The organism is Bradyrhizobium retamae (genome assembly GCF_001440415.1).
Classification (GTDB): Bacteria; Pseudomonadota; Alphaproteobacteria; order Rhizobiales; family Xanthobacteraceae; genus Bradyrhizobium; species Bradyrhizobium retamae.
Map to the genome: position 1 here is coordinate 25,005 of NZ_LLYA01000154.1, position 17,936 is coordinate 42,940.

The 17,936-nt window shown below is 63.1% G+C and carries 14 protein-coding genes and 1 tRNA gene; 3 read left to right on the top strand and 12 right to left on the bottom strand.

Annotation, left to right across the window (positions count from 1 at the left end; all coding sequences use genetic code 11):
• Positions 1–10: 10 nt before the first annotated feature.
• Positions 11–970, bottom strand: a complete 960-nt coding sequence (gene lipA, locus CQ13_RS17920) for a lipoyl synthase (RefSeq protein ID WP_057844174.1) — start codon at positions 968–970, stop codon at positions 11–13.
• A gap of 177 nt (positions 971–1,147) precedes the next feature.
• On the opposite strand from lipA, the gene CQ13_RS17925 reads away from it, so the two are divergent.
• Positions 1,148–1,753: a DNA-3-methyladenine glycosylase gene (locus CQ13_RS17925; RefSeq protein WP_057844175.1), complete on the top strand. Its 606-nt coding sequence runs from the start codon at positions 1,148–1,150 to the stop codon at positions 1,751–1,753.
• A 78-nt stretch (positions 1,754–1,831) separates the two neighbouring features.
• Here the strand turns inward: CQ13_RS17925 and CQ13_RS17930 are convergent, their stop codons facing one another.
• From CQ13_RS17930 to CQ13_RS17945, 4 genes are all read right to left on the bottom strand, one after another.
• The gene (locus CQ13_RS17930; RefSeq protein WP_057844176.1) at positions 1,832–3,946 is read right to left on the bottom strand and encodes a xanthine dehydrogenase family protein molybdopterin-binding subunit; all 2,115 of its coding nucleotides are present in this window, start codon (positions 3,944–3,946) and stop codon (positions 1,832–1,834) included.
• Positions 3,943–4,920 carry an FAD binding domain-containing protein gene (locus CQ13_RS17935; protein WP_057844177.1) on the bottom strand — a complete coding sequence of 326 codons (978 nt, stop codon included), beginning with the start codon at positions 4,918–4,920 and terminating at the stop codon, positions 3,943–3,945. The genes CQ13_RS17930 and CQ13_RS17935 overlap by 4 nt, the downstream gene beginning before the upstream one ends.
• 2 nt (positions 4,921–4,922) lie before the next feature.
• The gene (locus CQ13_RS17940; RefSeq protein WP_082637531.1) at positions 4,923–5,549 is read right to left on the bottom strand and encodes a (2Fe-2S)-binding protein; all 627 of its coding nucleotides are present in this window, start codon (positions 5,547–5,549) and stop codon (positions 4,923–4,925) included.
• Between the two features lie 190 nt (positions 5,550–5,739).
• A complete protein-coding gene (locus CQ13_RS17945) occupies positions 5,740–6,582 on the bottom strand; it encodes a helix-turn-helix domain-containing protein (protein WP_245309219.1) in 843 nt (280 codons plus the stop codon).
• 590 nt (positions 6,583–7,172) lie between these two features.
• On the opposite strand from CQ13_RS17945, the gene CQ13_RS46455 reads away from it, so the two are divergent.
• Positions 7,173–9,479: a glycoside hydrolase family 113 gene (locus tag CQ13_RS46455; RefSeq protein WP_057844178.1), complete on the top strand. Its 2,307-nt coding sequence runs from the start codon at positions 7,173–7,175 to the stop codon at positions 9,477–9,479.
• 44 nt (positions 9,480–9,523) lie between these two features.
• Here the strand turns inward: CQ13_RS46455 and CQ13_RS17955 are convergent, their stop codons facing one another.
• The 6 genes from CQ13_RS17955 to CQ13_RS17980 form a co-directional block, all read right to left on the bottom strand.
• On the bottom strand, positions 9,524–9,910 hold the full coding sequence (locus tag CQ13_RS17955; RefSeq protein WP_057844179.1) for a VOC family protein: 387 nt from the start codon (positions 9,908–9,910) through the stop codon (positions 9,524–9,526).
• Between the two features lie 142 nt (positions 9,911–10,052).
• A complete protein-coding gene (locus CQ13_RS17960) occupies positions 10,053–12,920 on the bottom strand; it encodes a valine--tRNA ligase (RefSeq protein ID WP_057844231.1) in 2,868 nt (955 codons plus the stop codon).
• 355 nt (positions 12,921–13,275) lie between these two features.
• Entirely contained in the window at positions 13,276–13,974 is a 699-nt protein-coding gene (locus CQ13_RS17965; protein ID WP_057844232.1) for a PopZ family protein, read from the bottom strand.
• Between the two features lie 317 nt (positions 13,975–14,291).
• Entirely contained in the window at positions 14,292–15,698 is a 1,407-nt protein-coding gene (locus tag CQ13_RS17970; protein WP_057844233.1) for a TolC family outer membrane protein, read from the bottom strand.
• 250 nt (positions 15,699–15,948) lie between these two features.
• On the bottom strand, positions 15,949–16,614 hold the full coding sequence (locus CQ13_RS17975) for a protein-L-isoaspartate O-methyltransferase family protein (protein ID WP_057844180.1): 666 nt from the start codon (positions 16,612–16,614) through the stop codon (positions 15,949–15,951).
• A gap of 137 nt (positions 16,615–16,751) precedes the next feature.
• Positions 16,752–16,931, bottom strand: a complete 180-nt coding sequence (locus CQ13_RS17980) for a hypothetical protein (RefSeq protein WP_057844181.1) — start codon at positions 16,929–16,931, stop codon at positions 16,752–16,754.
• A 272-nt stretch (positions 16,932–17,203) separates the two neighbouring features.
• Here CQ13_RS17980 and CQ13_RS17985 point away from each other — a divergent pair.
• Positions 17,204–17,278, top strand: a tRNA-Asn gene (locus CQ13_RS17985).
• A 172-nt stretch (positions 17,279–17,450) separates the two neighbouring features.
• On the opposite strand, the gene CQ13_RS17990 is transcribed toward CQ13_RS17985, so the two are convergent.
• Positions 17,451–17,936: an anthrone oxygenase family protein gene (locus CQ13_RS17990; protein ID WP_057844234.1), complete on the bottom strand. Its 486-nt coding sequence runs from the start codon at positions 17,934–17,936 to the stop codon at positions 17,451–17,453.

Here is a 17,936-nt window from a genome sequence, read left to right on the forward strand (position 1 = left end):
CAATCCAAGGCTAGCGGGCCCGTGCGACGCGGGCCGCTTGGAGCTTGGCAAAATCCTCACCCGCATGATGCGACGAGCGGGTCAGCGGACTGGCCGACACCATCAGAAAACCCTTGGTATAGGCGACCTTCTCGTAGCCCGCGAATTCGTCAGGGGTCACGTAGCGCATGACGGCGTGGTGCTTGCGGGTCGGCTGCAGATACTGCCCGATGGTCAGGAAATCGACGTCCGCGGAGCGCAGATCGTCCATCACCTGCAGCACCTCGTGGCGCTCCTCTCCGAGGCCAACCATGATGCCTGATTTGGTGAAGATCGTGGGATCAATCTCCTTGACCCGCTGCAAGAGCCGGATCGAATGGAAGTAGCGCGCGCCCGGGCGCACCGTGAGATAACGCGCCGGCACGGTTTCCAGATTGTGGTTGAATACGTCGGGCTTGGCTGCCGCGACCACCTCCAGCGCGCCTTCCTTGCGCAGGAAGTCGGGAGTGAGGATTTCAATCGTCGTGGTCGGGCAGCGCGCGCGAATGGCGCGAATCGTCTGCGCAAAGTGCTCGGCGCCGCCGTCGGCGAGGTCGTCGCGATCGACCGAGGTCACCACGACGTGGGTCAGCCCGAGCTTGAAGGTCGCCTCCGCGACATGTTCCGGCTCATTGGCGTCGAGCGCGCCGGGCATGCCGGTCTTGACGTTGCAGAACGCGCAGGCCCGCGTGCAGGTGTCCCCCATGATCATGAAGGTGGCGTGCTTCTTGTCCCAGCACTCGCCGATATTCGGGCAGCCCGCCTCCTCGCACACCGTGACGAGGCCGTTCTCCCTGACGATCTTTCGCGTGTCGGCATAGCCGCGGGTGTTCGGCGCGCGCACCCGGATCCAGTCCGGCTTCGGCGGCGACAGCGCATCCGGCCGGTTCACCTTTTCGGGGTGACGCGGGCGAACCTGGTTCAGTGAAACGGTATCGACGAGGACGACCATGTTAAGTCCGGAAATTGCGAGAACATCTAGCTAATCTGTGTTGCAGATGGCCGCAACTCTGTTGCGGAAAACTGCAACCCAGCCCGCGGAAGGCCCACAGGCCAGCCTCGCGAAACCTGGCGGATCGTGCAAGATAATGACGAATTTCACCTGTTCCGCGAACGATTCTCACCGGAAATGGTTCAAAACTCCAAGCCTGCCGGCGCCGCCGCCCCTCGCCTCGGCAAGCCGCTGAAGCGCTCGTTTTTCGACCGTAGCGTGCATGAGGTCGCGCCCGACCTGATCGGCGCGACGCTCCTGGTCGACGGCGTCGGCGGCACCATCGTCGAGGTCGAGGCCTATCACCATCTGGACCCGGCCGCGCATTCGTTTCGCGGACCGACGCCGCGCAACCGCGTGATGTTCGGACCGCCGGGTTTTGCCTATGTTTATCGCTCCTATGGCATCCACTGGTGCGTAAATTTCGTCTGCGAAGAGGAAGGTTCGGCCAGCGCCGTCCTGATCCGCGCGCTGCAGCCGACCCACGGCATACCCGCGATGCGGCGCCGCCGCGGCCAGCAGGATGAGCGCGCGCTGTGCTCCGGCCCGGGCAAGCTCACGGAAGCGCTCGGGATCACGATCAAGCACAACGAGCTGCCGCTCGATCAGCCGCCGATCACGCTGCATGCGCGGGTGGGCAGACTCGACATTGCCGCAGGCGTGCGGATCGGCATCACCAAAGCGGTCGATCTGCCGTGGCGTTACGGGCTGAAGGGTTCGAGATTTTTGAGCAAGCCGTTTTGACAAGGCGGTGTCCCTTCGGTTGCCGTCATTGCGAGCGCAAGCGAAGCAATCCATCGCGCGGCATAACGGAAAACAGCGCTACACGGTCAGCACATCTTCAATCCGGATCGGTAAGCTGCGCACGCGTTTGCCTGTGGCGTGAAAGACGGCGTTGGCGATGGCGGGGGCCATGCCGACGAGCGCGATCTCGCCAAGGCCTTTGACGCCTAGGGCATTGACGTGTGGATCTATCTCCTCGACGAAGTGCGCTTCAAGCTGGGGAACGTCGAGATTCACGGGCAGCAGGTAATCGGCCATATGGGCGTTGACCGGGCGGCCGTCGCGCGGATCGAGGACGGTGCGTTCCATCAGCGCCATGCCCATCCCGCCGATCATGCCGCCAATGCATTGGCTCCTCGCAAGTCGCGGATTGACGACGCGGCCGATGCCATAGGCGCCCGCGGCGCGGCGCAGCCGGATGGTGCCGACATCGGGATCGACGGCCACCTCGGCAAATACGGCTCCAAAGGAGTGCATCGAAAATCGGGCCGCGACATCGGGATCGCGCTGAGCCGAAGCCGTGGCCTCGATGGGGCGGCCGTCCCGCGGGCGCTTTGCGGCTTCCTCCTGCACGGCAATGCAGGCGGCGCGGATCGCAGAGCCGACCGAGGCCATCGTCCATGAGCCGCCATGGGATGGAGCCGGCGGATAGTCAGAGCGGCCAAGGCTGAATCGCACCCGTTCAACAGGCAGCCCCAGCGTCTCGGCGGCAACCTGCGTCATGGACGTGTAGGTGCCGGGACCCATGTCGCTTGCCGCGACTTCAACTTCAGCGGTGCCGTCCGGGAGCAGTCGCGCCCGCGCATTCGCCGGCGCATGGAAGGCCGGATAGCTCGCCGATGCCACGCCCATGCCGACCAGCAGCCGGCCATCGCGCATCGAACGAGGTTCGGGTAACCGCCGCGACCAGCCGAAACGTTCGGCGGCGAGATCATGGCATTTCATCAGCGACCGGCTGGAGAACGGCTTGTTCTCGCTCTCATCGATCGCCGGCTCGTTGCGACGCCGCAGATCGATCGGATCGATTCCGAGCTTGTACGACAGTTCATCCACGGCACATTCGAGCGCAAAGACACCGCTTGCCTCGCCGGGGCCGCGCATATGGTTCGGGGTCCCGATATCGAGTGGCAGCAGCCGGTAGCGGGTTCGCACGTTCGGCGTGGAGTACAGGAAGCTCGTGACCGAGGTCAGTGCCTCCATGAACTCTTCGTACCGGCTCGTCTCGCCCGTGCCCTCGTGCACAATGCTGGTGAGCTTGCCGTCGGCCGTGGCCCCGAGAGCCATCCGCTGCAGGGTGCGGGGGCGGTGGCCCGTCATGAAGAACATCTGCTTGCGCGTGAGTACGAGCTTGACGGGACGTCCCACTTGTCGCGCCGCCATGGCCGCAAGCGTCACATGCGCCCATGTCCTGAGCGACGTGCCGAAGGCACCGCCGATAAACGGACAGATCACCTGTATGTTCTCGGGTGGCAGGCCGAACACGGCTGCGATCTCGGCCTGTTCGTTGACGACGAACTGGCTTTTGCTCCACAGCGTCAGCCGATTGCCATTCCAGGCCGCGACGGTGGCGTGCGGCTCCATCGGATTGTGGTTCTCGCGCGCGATTTCATAGATCTCGTCGACCTTCACCGGCGCGTCCGCGAGCGCGCTGTCGGCATTGCCGCGCGCGGTGTCGGCCGGCAGCCTCGCATCCGGCTGCTTCCCGGCTTCCGGAACGACAGGCCGGGCTTTGGGGTCGGCAGGATCAACGAGCGGCCGCTCGGCCGTGTAGGCGATGCGCAGCGCCGCAGCCGCGCGTTCCGCCTGGTCGAGCGTATCGGCGACGACGATTGCTACCGGTTGCCCGTAGAAGCGCACCTGGTCGTCCTGCAGCACATGCAGCCGCTCGCCTGTTGCCGGATCGATATAGCTCTTGTGGGGCGCGTATGGCAGGCGCGGCGCATTGCGATGCGTGATGACGGCAACGACGCCCGGCATCTTCTCAACCGGCGCGGTCTCGATGCCGGTCACGCGGCCGAGCCCCACCGTGGCACCGACGATCACCGCATAGGCCTGGCCGCCCTGGTTGAAATCGGCCGCATAGCGCGCTGCGCCTGTGACCTTGGCACGACCATCCACGCGCTGCAGCGGGCTTCCAATCACGTTCGTCGTCATGCGGCTTCTCCCGTCATTTCAAGAGCGCGGACGATCGTCCGGGGCAGGAGTTCGAGCTTGTAATGATTGCCCGACAAGGGACGGGCTCCTTCGAGTGCCAGCCGGGCGGCTGTTTCGAAGATTTTGCGATCCGGTGCCTTGCCGATCAGCGCTTTCTCCACCATGCGCAGGCGCCACGGCCGAGTGCCCACGCCGCCGACAGCGAGCCGCGCCTGACGGATCACGCCATCCTCAACATCGAGTGCGGCGGCGGCGGATACGAGCGCGAACTCGTAGGAGGCGCGGTCGCGCACCTTGAGATAGCGCGCCCGCCGGCTGTCCGGGCCACCGGGGATCCGCACCGCGAGGATGAGTTCGCCAGGCAGCAGGGTGTGTTCGAGATGCGGCGTGTCTCCCGGCAAGCGAAACAGTTCCTCGACCGGAAAGGTGCGTTCGCCCCTCGGCCCCCTCACCTGCATCGTGGCATCGAGCGCGACCAGCGCGACGGCAACGTCCGAAGGATGCGTGGCCACGCAATGATTGCTCGTGCCCAGAATGGCGTGGCCGGCATTGAGGCCATCGATGGCGGCGCAGCCGGAGTTCGGGGTGCGCTTGTTGCAGGGCGCGTCGTGCATCCGGAAATAGGGGCAGCGCACGCGCTGAAGCAGGTTTCCGCCGATGGAAGCCATGTTGCGCAACTGCGGCGAGGCGCCCTCGATCAGGCTTTCGGCGACGAGCGGCTGCAGACGCTGCACGCCCGCGTGGGCGGCAACATCGGCCATGCGAGCGAGCGCGCCGATCACGAGATCGGAACCCTCGATGCGGATTTCGGAAAGCGGGAGCGCGTTGATGTCGACAAGATGCGCCGGCTGCTCCACCTCCTCGCGCATCAGGTCGATCAACGTGGTGCCGCCGGCGATGAAACGTCGGCCGGACGATGCAGCGGCGATGGCGGCCTGGACAGAGGTCACCTTCTCGAGCGTGAACGGAAGCATGGTCAGGCCCCCTTGGCAGCGTCGGCGACCGCGGCGACGATTCCCGGATAGGCGCCGCAACGGCAGATATTGCCGCTCATCCAAATCCTGATTTCATCCGGCGAACCTGCATGGCCTTCTGCGATGCAGCCTATTCCCGACATGATCTGTCCGGGGGTGCAGAAGCCGCACTGCAAACCGTCGTGCTCGACGAACGCAGCCTGGAGCGGATGAAGCTCGCCATTCGTTTCGAGGCCCTCGATCGTCTTGATCTCAGCCCCATCATGCATCGCAGCCAGTGTCAGGCAGGAGACGATCCGCCTGCCGTTGAGAAGGACGGTGCAAGCACCGCAGGCGCCCTGATTGCACCCCTTCTTCGTGCCGGTGAGATCGAGCGTCTCGCGCAGCACATCGAGCAGTGAGCGGCGGGGATCCAGGTCAAGCTCATGCTGCCTGCCATTGACTACCAGGCGGACTCGTCCCGTGGATGCGCTGGGGGGCCGTTCAGAGATGGGTTGCGCGGCAACTTCCGAGACGGCCGCGAGAGTGGCCACTCCCCCCACCGTAAGCAGAATCGAACGGCGCGATAATCCGCCACGCCGTTCTTCGGTCTCAACAGCACCGTCGGTTAACCGCTCATCGTTCTTCATGGTCTCTGCTCGCTTGCTGATGATCGTTCGCTGACTGCTGAAGGAGAAGAGATTGACCGAGCCGAACAACGCCGCAGCCAAGCCATCGCCTCAGATGACAGCGCGAACTAAGCATGAACCTGATAGGGTGTACCGTTCGGATATTGCGGCGACTATCGCGGTGTTGCGATGAAGTGCCGCCGGGCACCTGCTACATAGCGCGTCGGAACGCCGATGGCGTCACTCCGACGATCGTTCGGAATGCCGCGGCGAAGGCTGACGGCGTCTCGTAACCAACTGCAAGCGCGACCTCAGTGACACTCAGGCCTGAATGGGCGAGAAGCTCGCGGGCGCGGCGCATGCGTTGCGCTGTCAACCACGCATGCGGGGTCTGGCCGGTCGACTGTCGAAAAGCGGTGCAGAAGTGGAAGCGGCTCAGGCCGACAAGCGTGGCGAGTTCATTGAGTCCGATAGGCTGTTCGAGGTTCTCTCGCATAAACGTCGTGACACGCCGCACCTGCCAGTCAGCGAGCCCGCCCTTTCTGACCTGAGCAGGCATGCTGCCAAATGATGAATGCTCGCGGATCAGCCGCGCGCAAAGGAGGTCGATCGCCTGCTCCACGAACAGACGGGACGACGCACTGTCCCGCGCCGCCTCGTGGCTGAGAATTTCAAGCAACCCTGCCGCCGCGGGATCGGCGAAAGCCACACGCGGAAGAATCTCGATACGTCTTCCACCCGCAATCTCGTCGGCGCATGCCTGAAGGCGCTCTTGAGTGAGGTAGACATGCGAAACGACCACGGGACCAGCAATATTCCAGTGGCCATCAACGCCTTTCGGAATGAGGGTGAAGGCTTTCGGGTTGGTCCAGGAAGTCAGGCGCTTGTTCTCGATCCGCCAGGATATCTCGTGCTGTCCTTCGTAGCAGCCGACCACAACGTATCCAGCCACGCCGCGCATGTAATCCTCTTGCAGACCACCATGCGCCCACTTTCGCGTCAGCCGCGTATCACCATGCAAAACCTCAGGCACCAGTACCGGCGGCTCGTCCAAAATGCGCGCCATCTCAACGGCAGCATCGGGACTTGCGTGGCCGGCCGCAGATCGGGACAGGCCGCTTGGACTTGACCCGGCCCTGTTTCGGGTACGGAACAGCCGTTGGTCCAAACTGTCGCCCCCACCGAGCTACTACACATTTGCAAGGCCATTATGCAAAAGGACGCAGCCATTGTGTAGAAAAACATCTGTGACAATCCTGACGCGCCCCCTTGTCTGCCTACAAATTGTCACCCATGGTCGTGCGGTTCGGGCGAGGCCTCGGTTCTCGCGGCAGACGCCGGCCGCCTCCCTGCCATGGCGGTATCGGTTGAACGACTCAAGTTCCCTGAGCAGGCCGTTTCGAATTGGAATGGTGGACATCGCCGTAACGTTGCGCATTGCTTTTTCAACAATCGCAACATCGACTCAATCCCGTCACGACACGCCCACGTTGAGTGCGTAAGTGTGGCCTGCTGTTTCGCTTTGCGCGAGTGAAGTGCTCACAAATTGTGCTGCGTCGAACATGCGGAACACGCAGAGTGGTGAATTTGCGCAAACGACGGCGCCACCAAACAGCAGAAACTTCAAAAGAAAAGGAGCTGTAGATGGCGGGCGTGTTTCCTGTCCAGGGATTTGGATTTCTCTCCAACTACAATGGTGCATTTGTCGCCGGTTCCGCGCTCGCCGCCATGCAGGCGATCGCGGGTACGAATGCAAACTCGATCGAGCTCGCTCCGCGGCTCTTTATGCAAACGAGGACGTCGAATGATGTTTTCGCCGAGCCCAACAAGACAGAGAGCGACGCCAATATTCTCCAGGCCGCGGCAAACGCGCAGGCGATCGGTCTTTCAGTCACGCTGAAGCCTATGGTCTCAGCCCTCGATGGCACGCTCGCATACGCACTCATTCCGAGCGATCCCGCCGCCTTCTTCGCTTCCTACAAGAACCACATGGTTCACATGGCGGAAATCGCCGAGCAAGCCGGCGTGACCATGCTCTCGATCGGCAATGAGCTGGGCAAGCTCTCCGGACCGCAGTATCGAAGCTACTGGGTCGACCTCATCGATTCCGTACGTGCCGTGTTCCACGGCGAGATCACCTATGCAGCCGCAACCGACGAAGCCATCAATGTCAGCTTTTGGGACAAGGTCGATGTCATCGGGATCAACGCCTATCCGCCGCTGACGACGACAACCGATCCGACCGTCGAGGAGATGGTCAATGCGTGGAACAGCATGTCCACGGACGACTACTGGGCGAAGGTGATGAATCACATGTCGCCGGTCGATTTCTTCCATTCCCTTGCCTTGCAGTACGACAAGCAGGTGTTCTTCACCGAAACCGGCTATCGCAGCCTCGACGGAACCAATATCAGCCCGGGCGGCTGGGCCGAAGGCACGACGCAGGATGTGCAGGAGCAATACGATGCCTTCAACGCCTTCTTTCAGGTGTGGGGATCGGAAGGCGGAAGCTGGTTCAGGGGCGCGTCGATCTGGAACTGGGATACGAACAACAAGTACTCGCCGATCGGCTACTCGCCCCAAGGCAAGCCTGCGCAGGAATTGATTACTGAATGGTACGGAGGTCAGCACCAGCCGCCCGGCCAGACGCTAACGGGTTCTCCGTCTGCCGATTTGATGGATGTCGGCGGCGGCAATGACGTGCTGTCGGGCGGGGTCGGCAACGACACGATCAAGGCAGGCGGCGGCGACGACACCATTACCGGCGGCCCCGATACCATTCCGAAACTCACGGAGACGACGGTCACGGTGACGGGCTATAGCTCCGTCGTCGACGGCGTCGGCGCCAAAATGCAGTTCCTGATTAACGGGCAGCAGATCGGCAGCACCGTCGAATTCCACGGCGCGACCGACCCATCGGGTTTCCAGACATTCACGTTCACCTTCGCCAACCCGGCTACCGTCTCCAGTCTCGATCTCGCCTTTATCAACGATATCGCCAACGCCAATGGCGACCGCAACCTTTACATCAAGGACATCACCGTCAACGGAGAGCACCTTGCCGTGTCGGAAGGCGTCAATCCGAGTTCGCCGGGGACGTGGAACCTCTACCAGAACAAGTCCATCCACTATGACATGACCGGCCGCCAGGACCTGTTCTTCGGTTCGTCGACCGATAATGACGATCTGGAAGGAGGCCCGGGCAAGGATGTGATCAGCGGCGGCGCCGCGACGGACCTGATCCAGGGTAGCGCAGGCAATGACACCATCAACGGCGGTCCTGGCGCTGATGTGATTCACGGCGGGGCGGACGACGACACGATCAACAGCGGCGCCGGCATCACCACGGCGACCGATCAGCTCTACGGCGACGACGGCAACGACATCATCAAGGCCAGCACGGGCGATACTGGCGCCCTGCTCGACGGCGGCAGCGGCAAAGACCAGCTCTATGGCGGCTGGGTAGCCAATGTCCTGAGCGGCGGTGACGGCAATGACTATCTCTCCGGCGGCGGCGGACTGGATACGATGCACGGCAACGCCGGCGACGACCAACTGAAAGGCGGCCCGGCGGCAACCCAAATGTTCGGAGACGATGGCAACGACAGCTTGCAGGGCGGTACCGGCAACGAACTCCTGTACGGCGGCAGCGGCAACGATCGGCTGATCGGCGCTGGCGGAAACGATTATCTGGCGGGCGGCACCGGCAACGACACATTCGTGTTCGCCCCCGGCCTCGGCAAGGACACCGTCGCCGATTTCCAGAACACCGATGGCGTGCAGGATATCATTCAGTTCAGCAAAACGGTGTTTGCCGACTTCAGCGCGCTCCAATCGCACATGGCCGAGGTCGGTACCAACGTCGTGATCACGGTCGACGCCAACAATGCGATCGAGATTCAGAACAAAACAATGAGCCAACTCCACGCCGGCGATTTTCTGTTCGTGTGACAGGGACAGCCGCTCGGGTGCCGCCAGCGACAATGCATCGTGCGCTAGACCGCGCGGTGGCACGCCGCCTCGACCTTGTTGCCGTCAGGATCGCGCAGGAAGGCGGCGTAATAGGCGGCATGATAGTGGCGCAGGCCGGGTGGGCCGTCATCGGTGCCGCCGGCTGCAATGCCGGCGCGCCAGAACGCGTCGACCTCGCTTCGCGTTTTTGCCTTGAAGCACCAGTGCCGGCTGGAAGCCTCATCCGGCTTAGCACCTCTGTAGATGGCGATATAGACGCGGTCTGGAAACTCGGCGTCAGCCCGTTCGCCGTAGCCGAGCCAGCGGTCGCTGCGGCCGACCTTGACGACGTCGAGCGCTGCCATGATCGCGTCGTAGAAGCGCTCGGCGGCGGCGAAATCTGACACCGTAATGGAGACGTGGTCCAGCATCGATCAGTTCCTCGATGATGACTAAGACTATCTCAGCCGTCATTGCGAGGAGCGAAGCGACGAAGCAATCCACCTCTCCGCGCGCGGCGCTATGGATTGCTTCGCTCGCAATGACGGGCGATAATTCCGCGCCTGGCGTGCGTCAGGACGCCATCTTCAACCGCTCCAGCGCTTCCTGCAGCTTTGCCTTGCGCGCGACCGCCGCCTCGCGCTTTTCCTTTTCCTCTTCGACGATCTCTTCGGGCGCGTTGGCCACGAATTTCTCGTTGCCGAGCTTGGCATCAACGCGCTTGATGTCGGCGTCGACCTTGATGATTTCCTTATCGAGCCGGGCCTTTTCGGCCGACAGATCGATCACACCCTTGAGCGGCAGCGCCACGACCTCGCCGCGCACGAGCAACTGAACAGCGCCTTCCGGCGGGCGGTCGGCAAACGTGATCTCGGCCAGCCGCGCCAACCGCTTGACGATGTCGTTCCAGCGCTGCGCGCGCTCCTTTGTCTCCTCGGACGCACCCGACAGCACCACCGGGATCAATGTAGCCGGCGGGATGTTCATTTCCGAACGTACCGAACGGATGGCGGTGACGAGATCGACCACCCAGCCGATTTCGGCCTCGGCGGCCGGATCGCTGAAATCGCCGGCATTGAGCGCGACCATGGCCGGCGCAATCACCGGACCGCCGGGCCCTGCCATCGCCATCGCGGCGATCTGCTCGGCAGTAACCGAACTGACCTTGCGCGGCCATTCCGCCAACACCAGCAGGCCGTCGCGCTTGGCCGTAACCGCCCAGAGCTCCTCGGTGATGAAGGGCATGAACGGATGCAGCAATTTGAGGATCTCGTCACGTGCCCAGGCGATCATGGCACGGGTCTCGGTTTTCGCCGCGCCCTCCTCGCCCATCAGCACCGGCTTTGCGAGTTCGAGATACCAGTCGCAATAGACGTTCCAGACGAAACGATAGATCGCATTCGCCGCATCGTTGAAGCGATAGCCCTCGATCGCCTCGGTGACCTCACGCGTGGCGCGCGAGGTTTCATGCGCGATCCAGCGGTTCAGCGTCTCCCTGGCATTCACAGAATCGAAGCCATCCGGCTTCTCACAGCCGTTCATCTCGGCAAAGCGGCAGGCGTTCCAGAGCTTGGTCGCGAAATTGCGATTGGTTTCGACCAGTTGGGGCGAGAGCTTGATGTCGTGGCTGTGCGCCGCGCCGCGCGCCAACGCAAAGCGCAGCGCGTCCGCGCCGAAATCGTCGATGACGCCTAAGGGGTCGATGACGTTGCCTTTCGACTTCGACATCTTCGCGCCCTTCTCGTCGCGAACCAGGCGGTGGATGTAGACGGTCGAGAACGGCGCATCCTTCATGAAGTGCAGGCCCATCATCATCATCCGGGCGACCCAGAAGAAGATGATGTCCCATCCGGTAACGAGCACGTTGGTGGGATAGTAGCGCTTCACTTCCGCCGCTTCGTCGGGCCAGCCGAGCGTCGAGAACGGCCACAGCCCTGATGAAAACCAGGTGTCGAGCACGTCCTCGTCGCGCGTGATGAAGCCCTCGCGCCTGGCGGGATCCAGCGCCATCTCGCGGCCCTGCTCCGGCGTGATGACTTCCTGCTCGACGTAATAGCCGAGTGCGTTGCCGACGGCTTCGGCTTCGGTCTCGGCGACGAACACCTTGCCGTCAGGACCATACCAGGCCGGGATCTGGTGGCCCCACCAAAGCTGGCGCGAGATGCACCAGGGCTGGATGTTTTCCATCCATTCGAAATAGGTCCTTTCCCAGTTCTTCGGCACGAAGCTGGTCGCGCCAGAGCGCACGGCCGCGATCGCCGGCTGGGCCATTGTCATGGCGTCGACATACCACTGGTCGGTCAGATAGGGCTCGATCACCACGCCGGAGCGGTCGCCATGCGGCACCATGTGCGTGTTCGGCTCGATCTTTTCCAGGAAGCCGAAATCTTCCAGCCGCGCCGCGATCTTCTTGCGCGCGGCAAAGCGATCGACATTGTGCAGCTCTTCCGCGAGCATCAGCGCGCCTTCCGGCAGGCCGCGCAGATAGTCCTCGTTGTCGACGAGCGCCATGCGGCCCTCGCGATCGAACACGTTGATCTGCGGCAGGCCGTGACGCTTGCCGACCTCGAAGTCGTTGAAGTCGTGCGCCGGCGTGATCTTGACCGCGCCTGAGCCCTTTTCGGGATCGGCGTAGTCGTCGCCGATGATGGGGATGCGGCGGCCGACCAGCGGCAGGATCACATGCTGCCCGATCAGATGCCCGATCCGCTCGTTCTCCGGATGCACGGCAACCGCGGTGTCGCCCAGCATCGTTTCGGGACGCGTGGTCGCGACCACGATGAAGGTCGTGGGATCGTCGGGGCTAAATGTCTTGCCCTCGATCGGATAGCGCAGATACCAGAGACTTCCCTTAACCTCGACCTGCTGCACCTCGAGATCGGAGATCGCGGTGAGCAGTTTCGGGTCCCAGTTCACCAGCCGCTTGTCTTTGTAGATCAGCCCTTCGCGGTACAGTTCGACGAACACTTTCACGACCGCGCGCGACAGCCCCTCGTCCATCGTAAAACGTTCGCGCGACCAGTCGCAGGAGGCGCCGAGGCGCTTCAACTGATTGACGATGGTGTCGCCGCTCTCCGCCTTCCACTGCCAGACCCGCTCGAGGAATTTGGCGCGGCCAAGGTCGCGGCGCCCCGGCTCCTGCCGTTCCATCAATTGCCGCTCGACCACCATCTGGGTGGCGATGCCGGCATGGTCGGTGCCCGGCTGCCACAGCACGTCGCGGCCGCGCATGCGCTCGAAGCGGCAGAGAATGTCCTGCAACGTATTGTTCAGCGCGTGGCCCATATGCAGCGAGCCCGTCACGTTGGGCGGCGGGATCACGATGGTGAACGGCGCGGCATCTTTCCGTTCCGGGCGGCCGGCCTTGAACGCGCCGCTTTCCTCCCAGATCCGTGACATACGGCTTTCGATATCGGCGGGCTGGTAGTTTTTTTCGATCATGGCATTGCAATCGGGAATGTCGGGGGCGTTCTCGAGCAATCCGTCGCCGGTCCGCTTAGAGAATACGCATCAAAACAGCGTGGTAGTGCCCGGTTCTGATGTGATCGGCGCCGGGCCGGCCCCTAGAAAGCCGCCACAGCGCCTCAAGTCAACCTGACAGCTTAAGTCTAGGGCAGCGGGAAGCGGCGATAACGCCGGTTTGACTGTCCGAATGGGATCGATCCGCCCGGAACTGGCGCCCGGTTCTGATTGAATCAGAACCGGGCTCTAGATTCTTGTTTGGGCGCGTTTTCTTTACGCGAACCGGTGTCCACCCACGGATCAAGTCCGAGGGCATGCTTCGCTGGAAAACGCTCTAGCGCCCGCGCGAAACCCGCTCGATTTCGGCCTTGACGATCCGCTCCACCAATCCCGGCAGATTATCATCGAGCCAGGACTTCAGCATCGGCCGCAGCATCTCCTTGACCAGATCTTCCAGCGTGCGCGCATTATTGCTCAGCACGGTATTGGCCAGCGAATTGAAGGCAGATTCGACCGCGGAGACGGTCGAGCGCGACAAGATCGGCGGCTGCGGTGCTTCGAACGGCGGCGGCTCGTGGGCTGGCTGCCGCCCCCTGTGGGACTCGCTGAACTCGATGTCGTCCTCCGGCTCGATCTTGTTGAAGGAGGCTTTCGGTGGCGCCGGATCCGGCAGCGCCATCTCGTCGGTGAGCTCGAACACGTCGGCTTCCGGCTGCGGCGCCGGCCTGATATCGGCCTCGGGCGTTGCCGCATCGAGGCTCGCCAGCATCGCGTCGATGTCGTCCTGGCTGTTGTTGGCGACCGGTTCAGGCGCGGGTGCAGGCGGCGGCGGGGCCGGCGCGGGCTTCGGAGCAGCCGGCTTGGGGGCAATAGCCGACGGCGGGATGTCCTTCATTACCGGTTTCGGTGGCGGCGCCGCGGCGGCCTCCGTCTTGGCAGCGGCAGGCTTTGCCTCGTCGTCGGCAATGATGCGACGGATCGACGCCAGAATCTCCTCCATCGAGGGCTCTTGGACCTTTGCAGGTTGCGTCATCTCCGACTCCACATCGAAACCATTTTATACCAAAGCCAAGAGGGAATTGCCGGTTCCGGAAATGCAGGCCGGGATTTTCACCGCACAAGCCTGACTTGTCCCCAGATCAAGCCCGCCCGCAGCATCGCGCGGGAGGTCTGCCCCCCTCAAAAACACAACCCGACGCGCGTCCATGAGATGCAAAGACGCGGCGCGAATCGCTCAGCTCGCCCCGGAAACGGTACGTCATGGCCACAAATGATTGCAAGCAAAGCGCCCGGCGCTTCAGGCGCCGGGCGACGATATTCGTCCCGCCTGCGCGGGAATATGCACGGGGATCAGCGGCCGTCGGGTGTCCGAACGCCGGCCCAGCTATCGCGCACCTGATGATAGTGCACGCTCGGGTCGTAGATCGTGGTGGGCAGGTTCAGCACCTGCGGCGACAGACGCCCGATCGTGTTCAGCACGGAGTATGACGCCACCACGCGGTCATGCTGCGCGGTGACGAGCGCGACGCGCGCATTGACCAGCGCCTGCTGCGCGTTGAGCACGTCGAGCGTGGTGCGCTGTCCGGCCTTGGCTTCCTCGCGCACGCCGTTCAGCGCGATTTCCGACGCCTGCACCTGCGCCTGGGCGGAAGCGACCTGCGCCTTTCCCGCAACGAGCTGCCCCCATGCCGTGACCACGTTGGCACGGGTCTGGTCGCGGGTCTGGTCGAGAACGAGGCGCTGCTGCGCCACCGTTTCCTTGGACTGCCGGATCAGCGAATATTCGGCACCGCCCTGATAGATCGGCACCGAGAGCTGCGTGGTCACGGAGGCGCCGAACGAGCGGTACTGGATCAGGCTCTGCTCATAGGACTGCTGCACCGCGGCCTGCAGCGTGACCGTCGGCAACAGCGCGCCTTCGGCGACTTTGACCTGGAGATAGCTGACGTCGATGCCGAACATCGCCGCGGTGACGTTCGGGTTTTGGATCAGGCCGAGCTCGACGGCAGCCGGCAGCGTCGACGGCAGGAAGCGGTCGACTGGCGAGCCCGGCGCCAGCGCCACCGGCTCGCTGCCGATGATGCGGCGGAAGTTCGACCGCGTCGTGTTCAGGTTGGCTTCCGCGGTCAACAATTGAGTCTTGCCGGCAGCAAGCTGCGCCTCCGACTGCGCCACGTCGGTGCGCGTCACTTCGCCGACATTGAACCGGTCGCGGGTCTGTTTCAGCGTCTGCTCGAGCACGCGAACGTTGCTCTTCTGCACCTCGACGATGGCGGAATCGCGCAGATAGTCCATGTAGATCGTCGCGGCGCTGAGCAACACGGTCTGCTCGAGCGCCCGCAGCGCTTCGCGTGCGCCGGAAACCTGGCCCTCCGCGGCCCGGGTCCTGTTTGCGGTCTGCTGACCGTTGAAGAGCGTCTGCGTGACGGTCCCACCTATGCTGCGCGGCGAATTGGCGCCGACAATAGGGGTTTTCACGAGGCGCGTTTCGTCGCCGCCCTGCGTGCTCAGCGTATCCGTATATTGGACGCCCGCGCTCGCCGTGACCGCGACTCTCGGGCGGTAGCCCGACAGCGCCTGCGGCACGTTCTCGTCGGTGACGCGCACCTGCGCGCGCTGTGCATTGAGCTGCGGATTGTTCTGATAGGCGCGCACCAGCGCAGCCTCGATCGTGTCGGCCAAGGCGGGCGTCGAGCCCATACATACTAATAGAAGGGCCGAAGCCGCGGCTCCGGCAAATTCCTTCACCCCACGCATCCCAAGCAATCCAATCATTTTTGAAACGCCCGGCCAATGACCACGATCGCACACGATCATTAACCGAACGTCGCTTCACCCGAAGTGAGTCCCGGCTCACCTTAGTCCGCACGTAAGCCGGACGGAACTACCCGACAAGCAAACCGCCAACGAAACTCTTCACGTGGGGCAATCGGGCCACACTTCTGATTTCGAAGAGGATTTAGCTGGCCGCGGCGGGCGATTATTGGGCGTGGGAGGGGCTGAAAAGCTAGAAAACGAAGGCCGGAACAAGTTCCATGCCGGGCAGCACCGGGGCAACGGCATCGAACAGCGTCCGGTGGCCGAAATCGCCGTGCGAACAGGTCACCATGATGGCCCGCGCCGGCTGCGACTTCGCAAAAACGCCCACCAATCGGCCGCCATTCTGCAATTGCCCATAGAGCCGTTCCGGCACGATCTCGGTTGCGCCGTTCAGCACGATGACATCCCAGGGTCCGTTCGCAAGGTCTCCATCGGCCGGTGCCGCGGTCCGGACCGTCACGTTTCCACAGCCATTGGCGGCCAGAATAGCCTGTGCCCTCGCCGCCAGCGCCGAGTCGCTCTCCGTCGCGGTCACATGGGTAGCGAATCGGGCGATCACGGCGGCGGCGTAGCCGGTGGCGCAGCCGACCACGAGGACGCGATCGGTCGCCCTGATCTCGGCCGCCTGCAGCATCTTCGCCAGCACTGCCGGCTTGATCAGGAAGCGCTTGGCCGAGCCCCCTTCGCTGACGTCGAGATCAAGATCCAGATAGGCCAGCGCCTGCTTGTTTTCGGGAACGAAGGCCTCACGCGGCACCGCCAGCATGGCATCGATAATTCGGATATCGGTCACGTCGCTCGGACGCACCTGACCATCGACCATTTTCTGGCGCGCGGTGGCAAAACCGGACATAGGCGAAGACCCTGAAGCATGCGGCGTTACCGCCGGGGAGCTGAAACCGGGCCATCTTTGGTACAAGCTCCGGCAAAACGCAACATGCGGGCCCATGTTGCGAGCCCGCCGCCGCCGGGAAGAGCCGCTGCTCTCCCCTACTCTATCGGGACGGCTAATCGGGCGATCAGCCGCGCCACCTCATCCAGATGCTCGTTGTCATGTTCTTCGACGGCTCGCGCGAGCCGAAGCAGGCATTCGTCGTCGCTCATGGCGGGAATGTCGCTCGGAACGATCGGAGGTGCCGCACGTGTCAGTTCGGTCACATTGGCTGGCATCGAATCAGCTCCCGTGAAACCCGGCACCACTGAGACTCCGGGCCGATTGAGTCGAATTGGTGGCCCGGTCCAGGCCCCCTATAGATGACGCAATTGCCCTGCGCCCGGTTCCGTCCGCCGTCTGCCCGGAGGGCGAAAGCGGTGACAAACCTTTGTAGTGCGGGGACTTTCCGACGCCGCTTCAAGCAAATGCGCAGCCTGTGATTTGGTCCTTTGCAAGCCCGAAAGGCTTTGTTATACGCTGCCCGCTCGCGAACCTTTGTTTCGCCTATTCCTCGGTAGCTCAGCGGTAGAGCATTCGACTGTTAATCGAATGGTCGCTGGTTCGAATCCAGCCCGGGGAGCCAGCCTACGGCTTTCTATTCTCCGACGGACAATCGCAATCAGCGGCATAGCCTGCCGACGAAGGCCGTTGCCTCCGGATCACCGACGAACGCCTCCTTACGGGCGAACGTCGGTAGTTGCGCAACCTGGCGGCCCCATATTTAATTTCGAAAATTAATTACACCACACTTCGCCCTACCGCGCCGCAATCGCGGCAATGAACAGCGCACAAGCCGCTGTTGATGCGACCGTCCGCACGTGGTTCCAGCGTGTCCAGTCAGTCAAATAGCGCGCCCACAGCGAGGCGGCCTCGTGGCTTGCGGGATCGGCCGCGGCAAGCGCGTTGTTCAGGGGCACGTTGAAGACCATCGTCACCACGAACATCCCGAGTACATAGAGCACGCCGCCGGCCAGCATCGCCATCGCGCCGGGCTCACTCCAGCGCAACAGCGCCGTCACCGCCAGCGCGGCACTCGCCGCCGTCGTTCCCAGGAAGATCGGTATGAACAGCGACTGCACGATCGTGGCGTTGATCGCATTCATTGCCGCGATGCCGGATGCCTGCCCGATCCGGCCGAGCGCCGTCATGACGAAGGTCGAAAACGCGAAATAAAGCCCGGCGAGCAGACCGCAGCCGATGGCGCAAAACCACAGCAGACCGGTGATCAACATCTGCAGCAT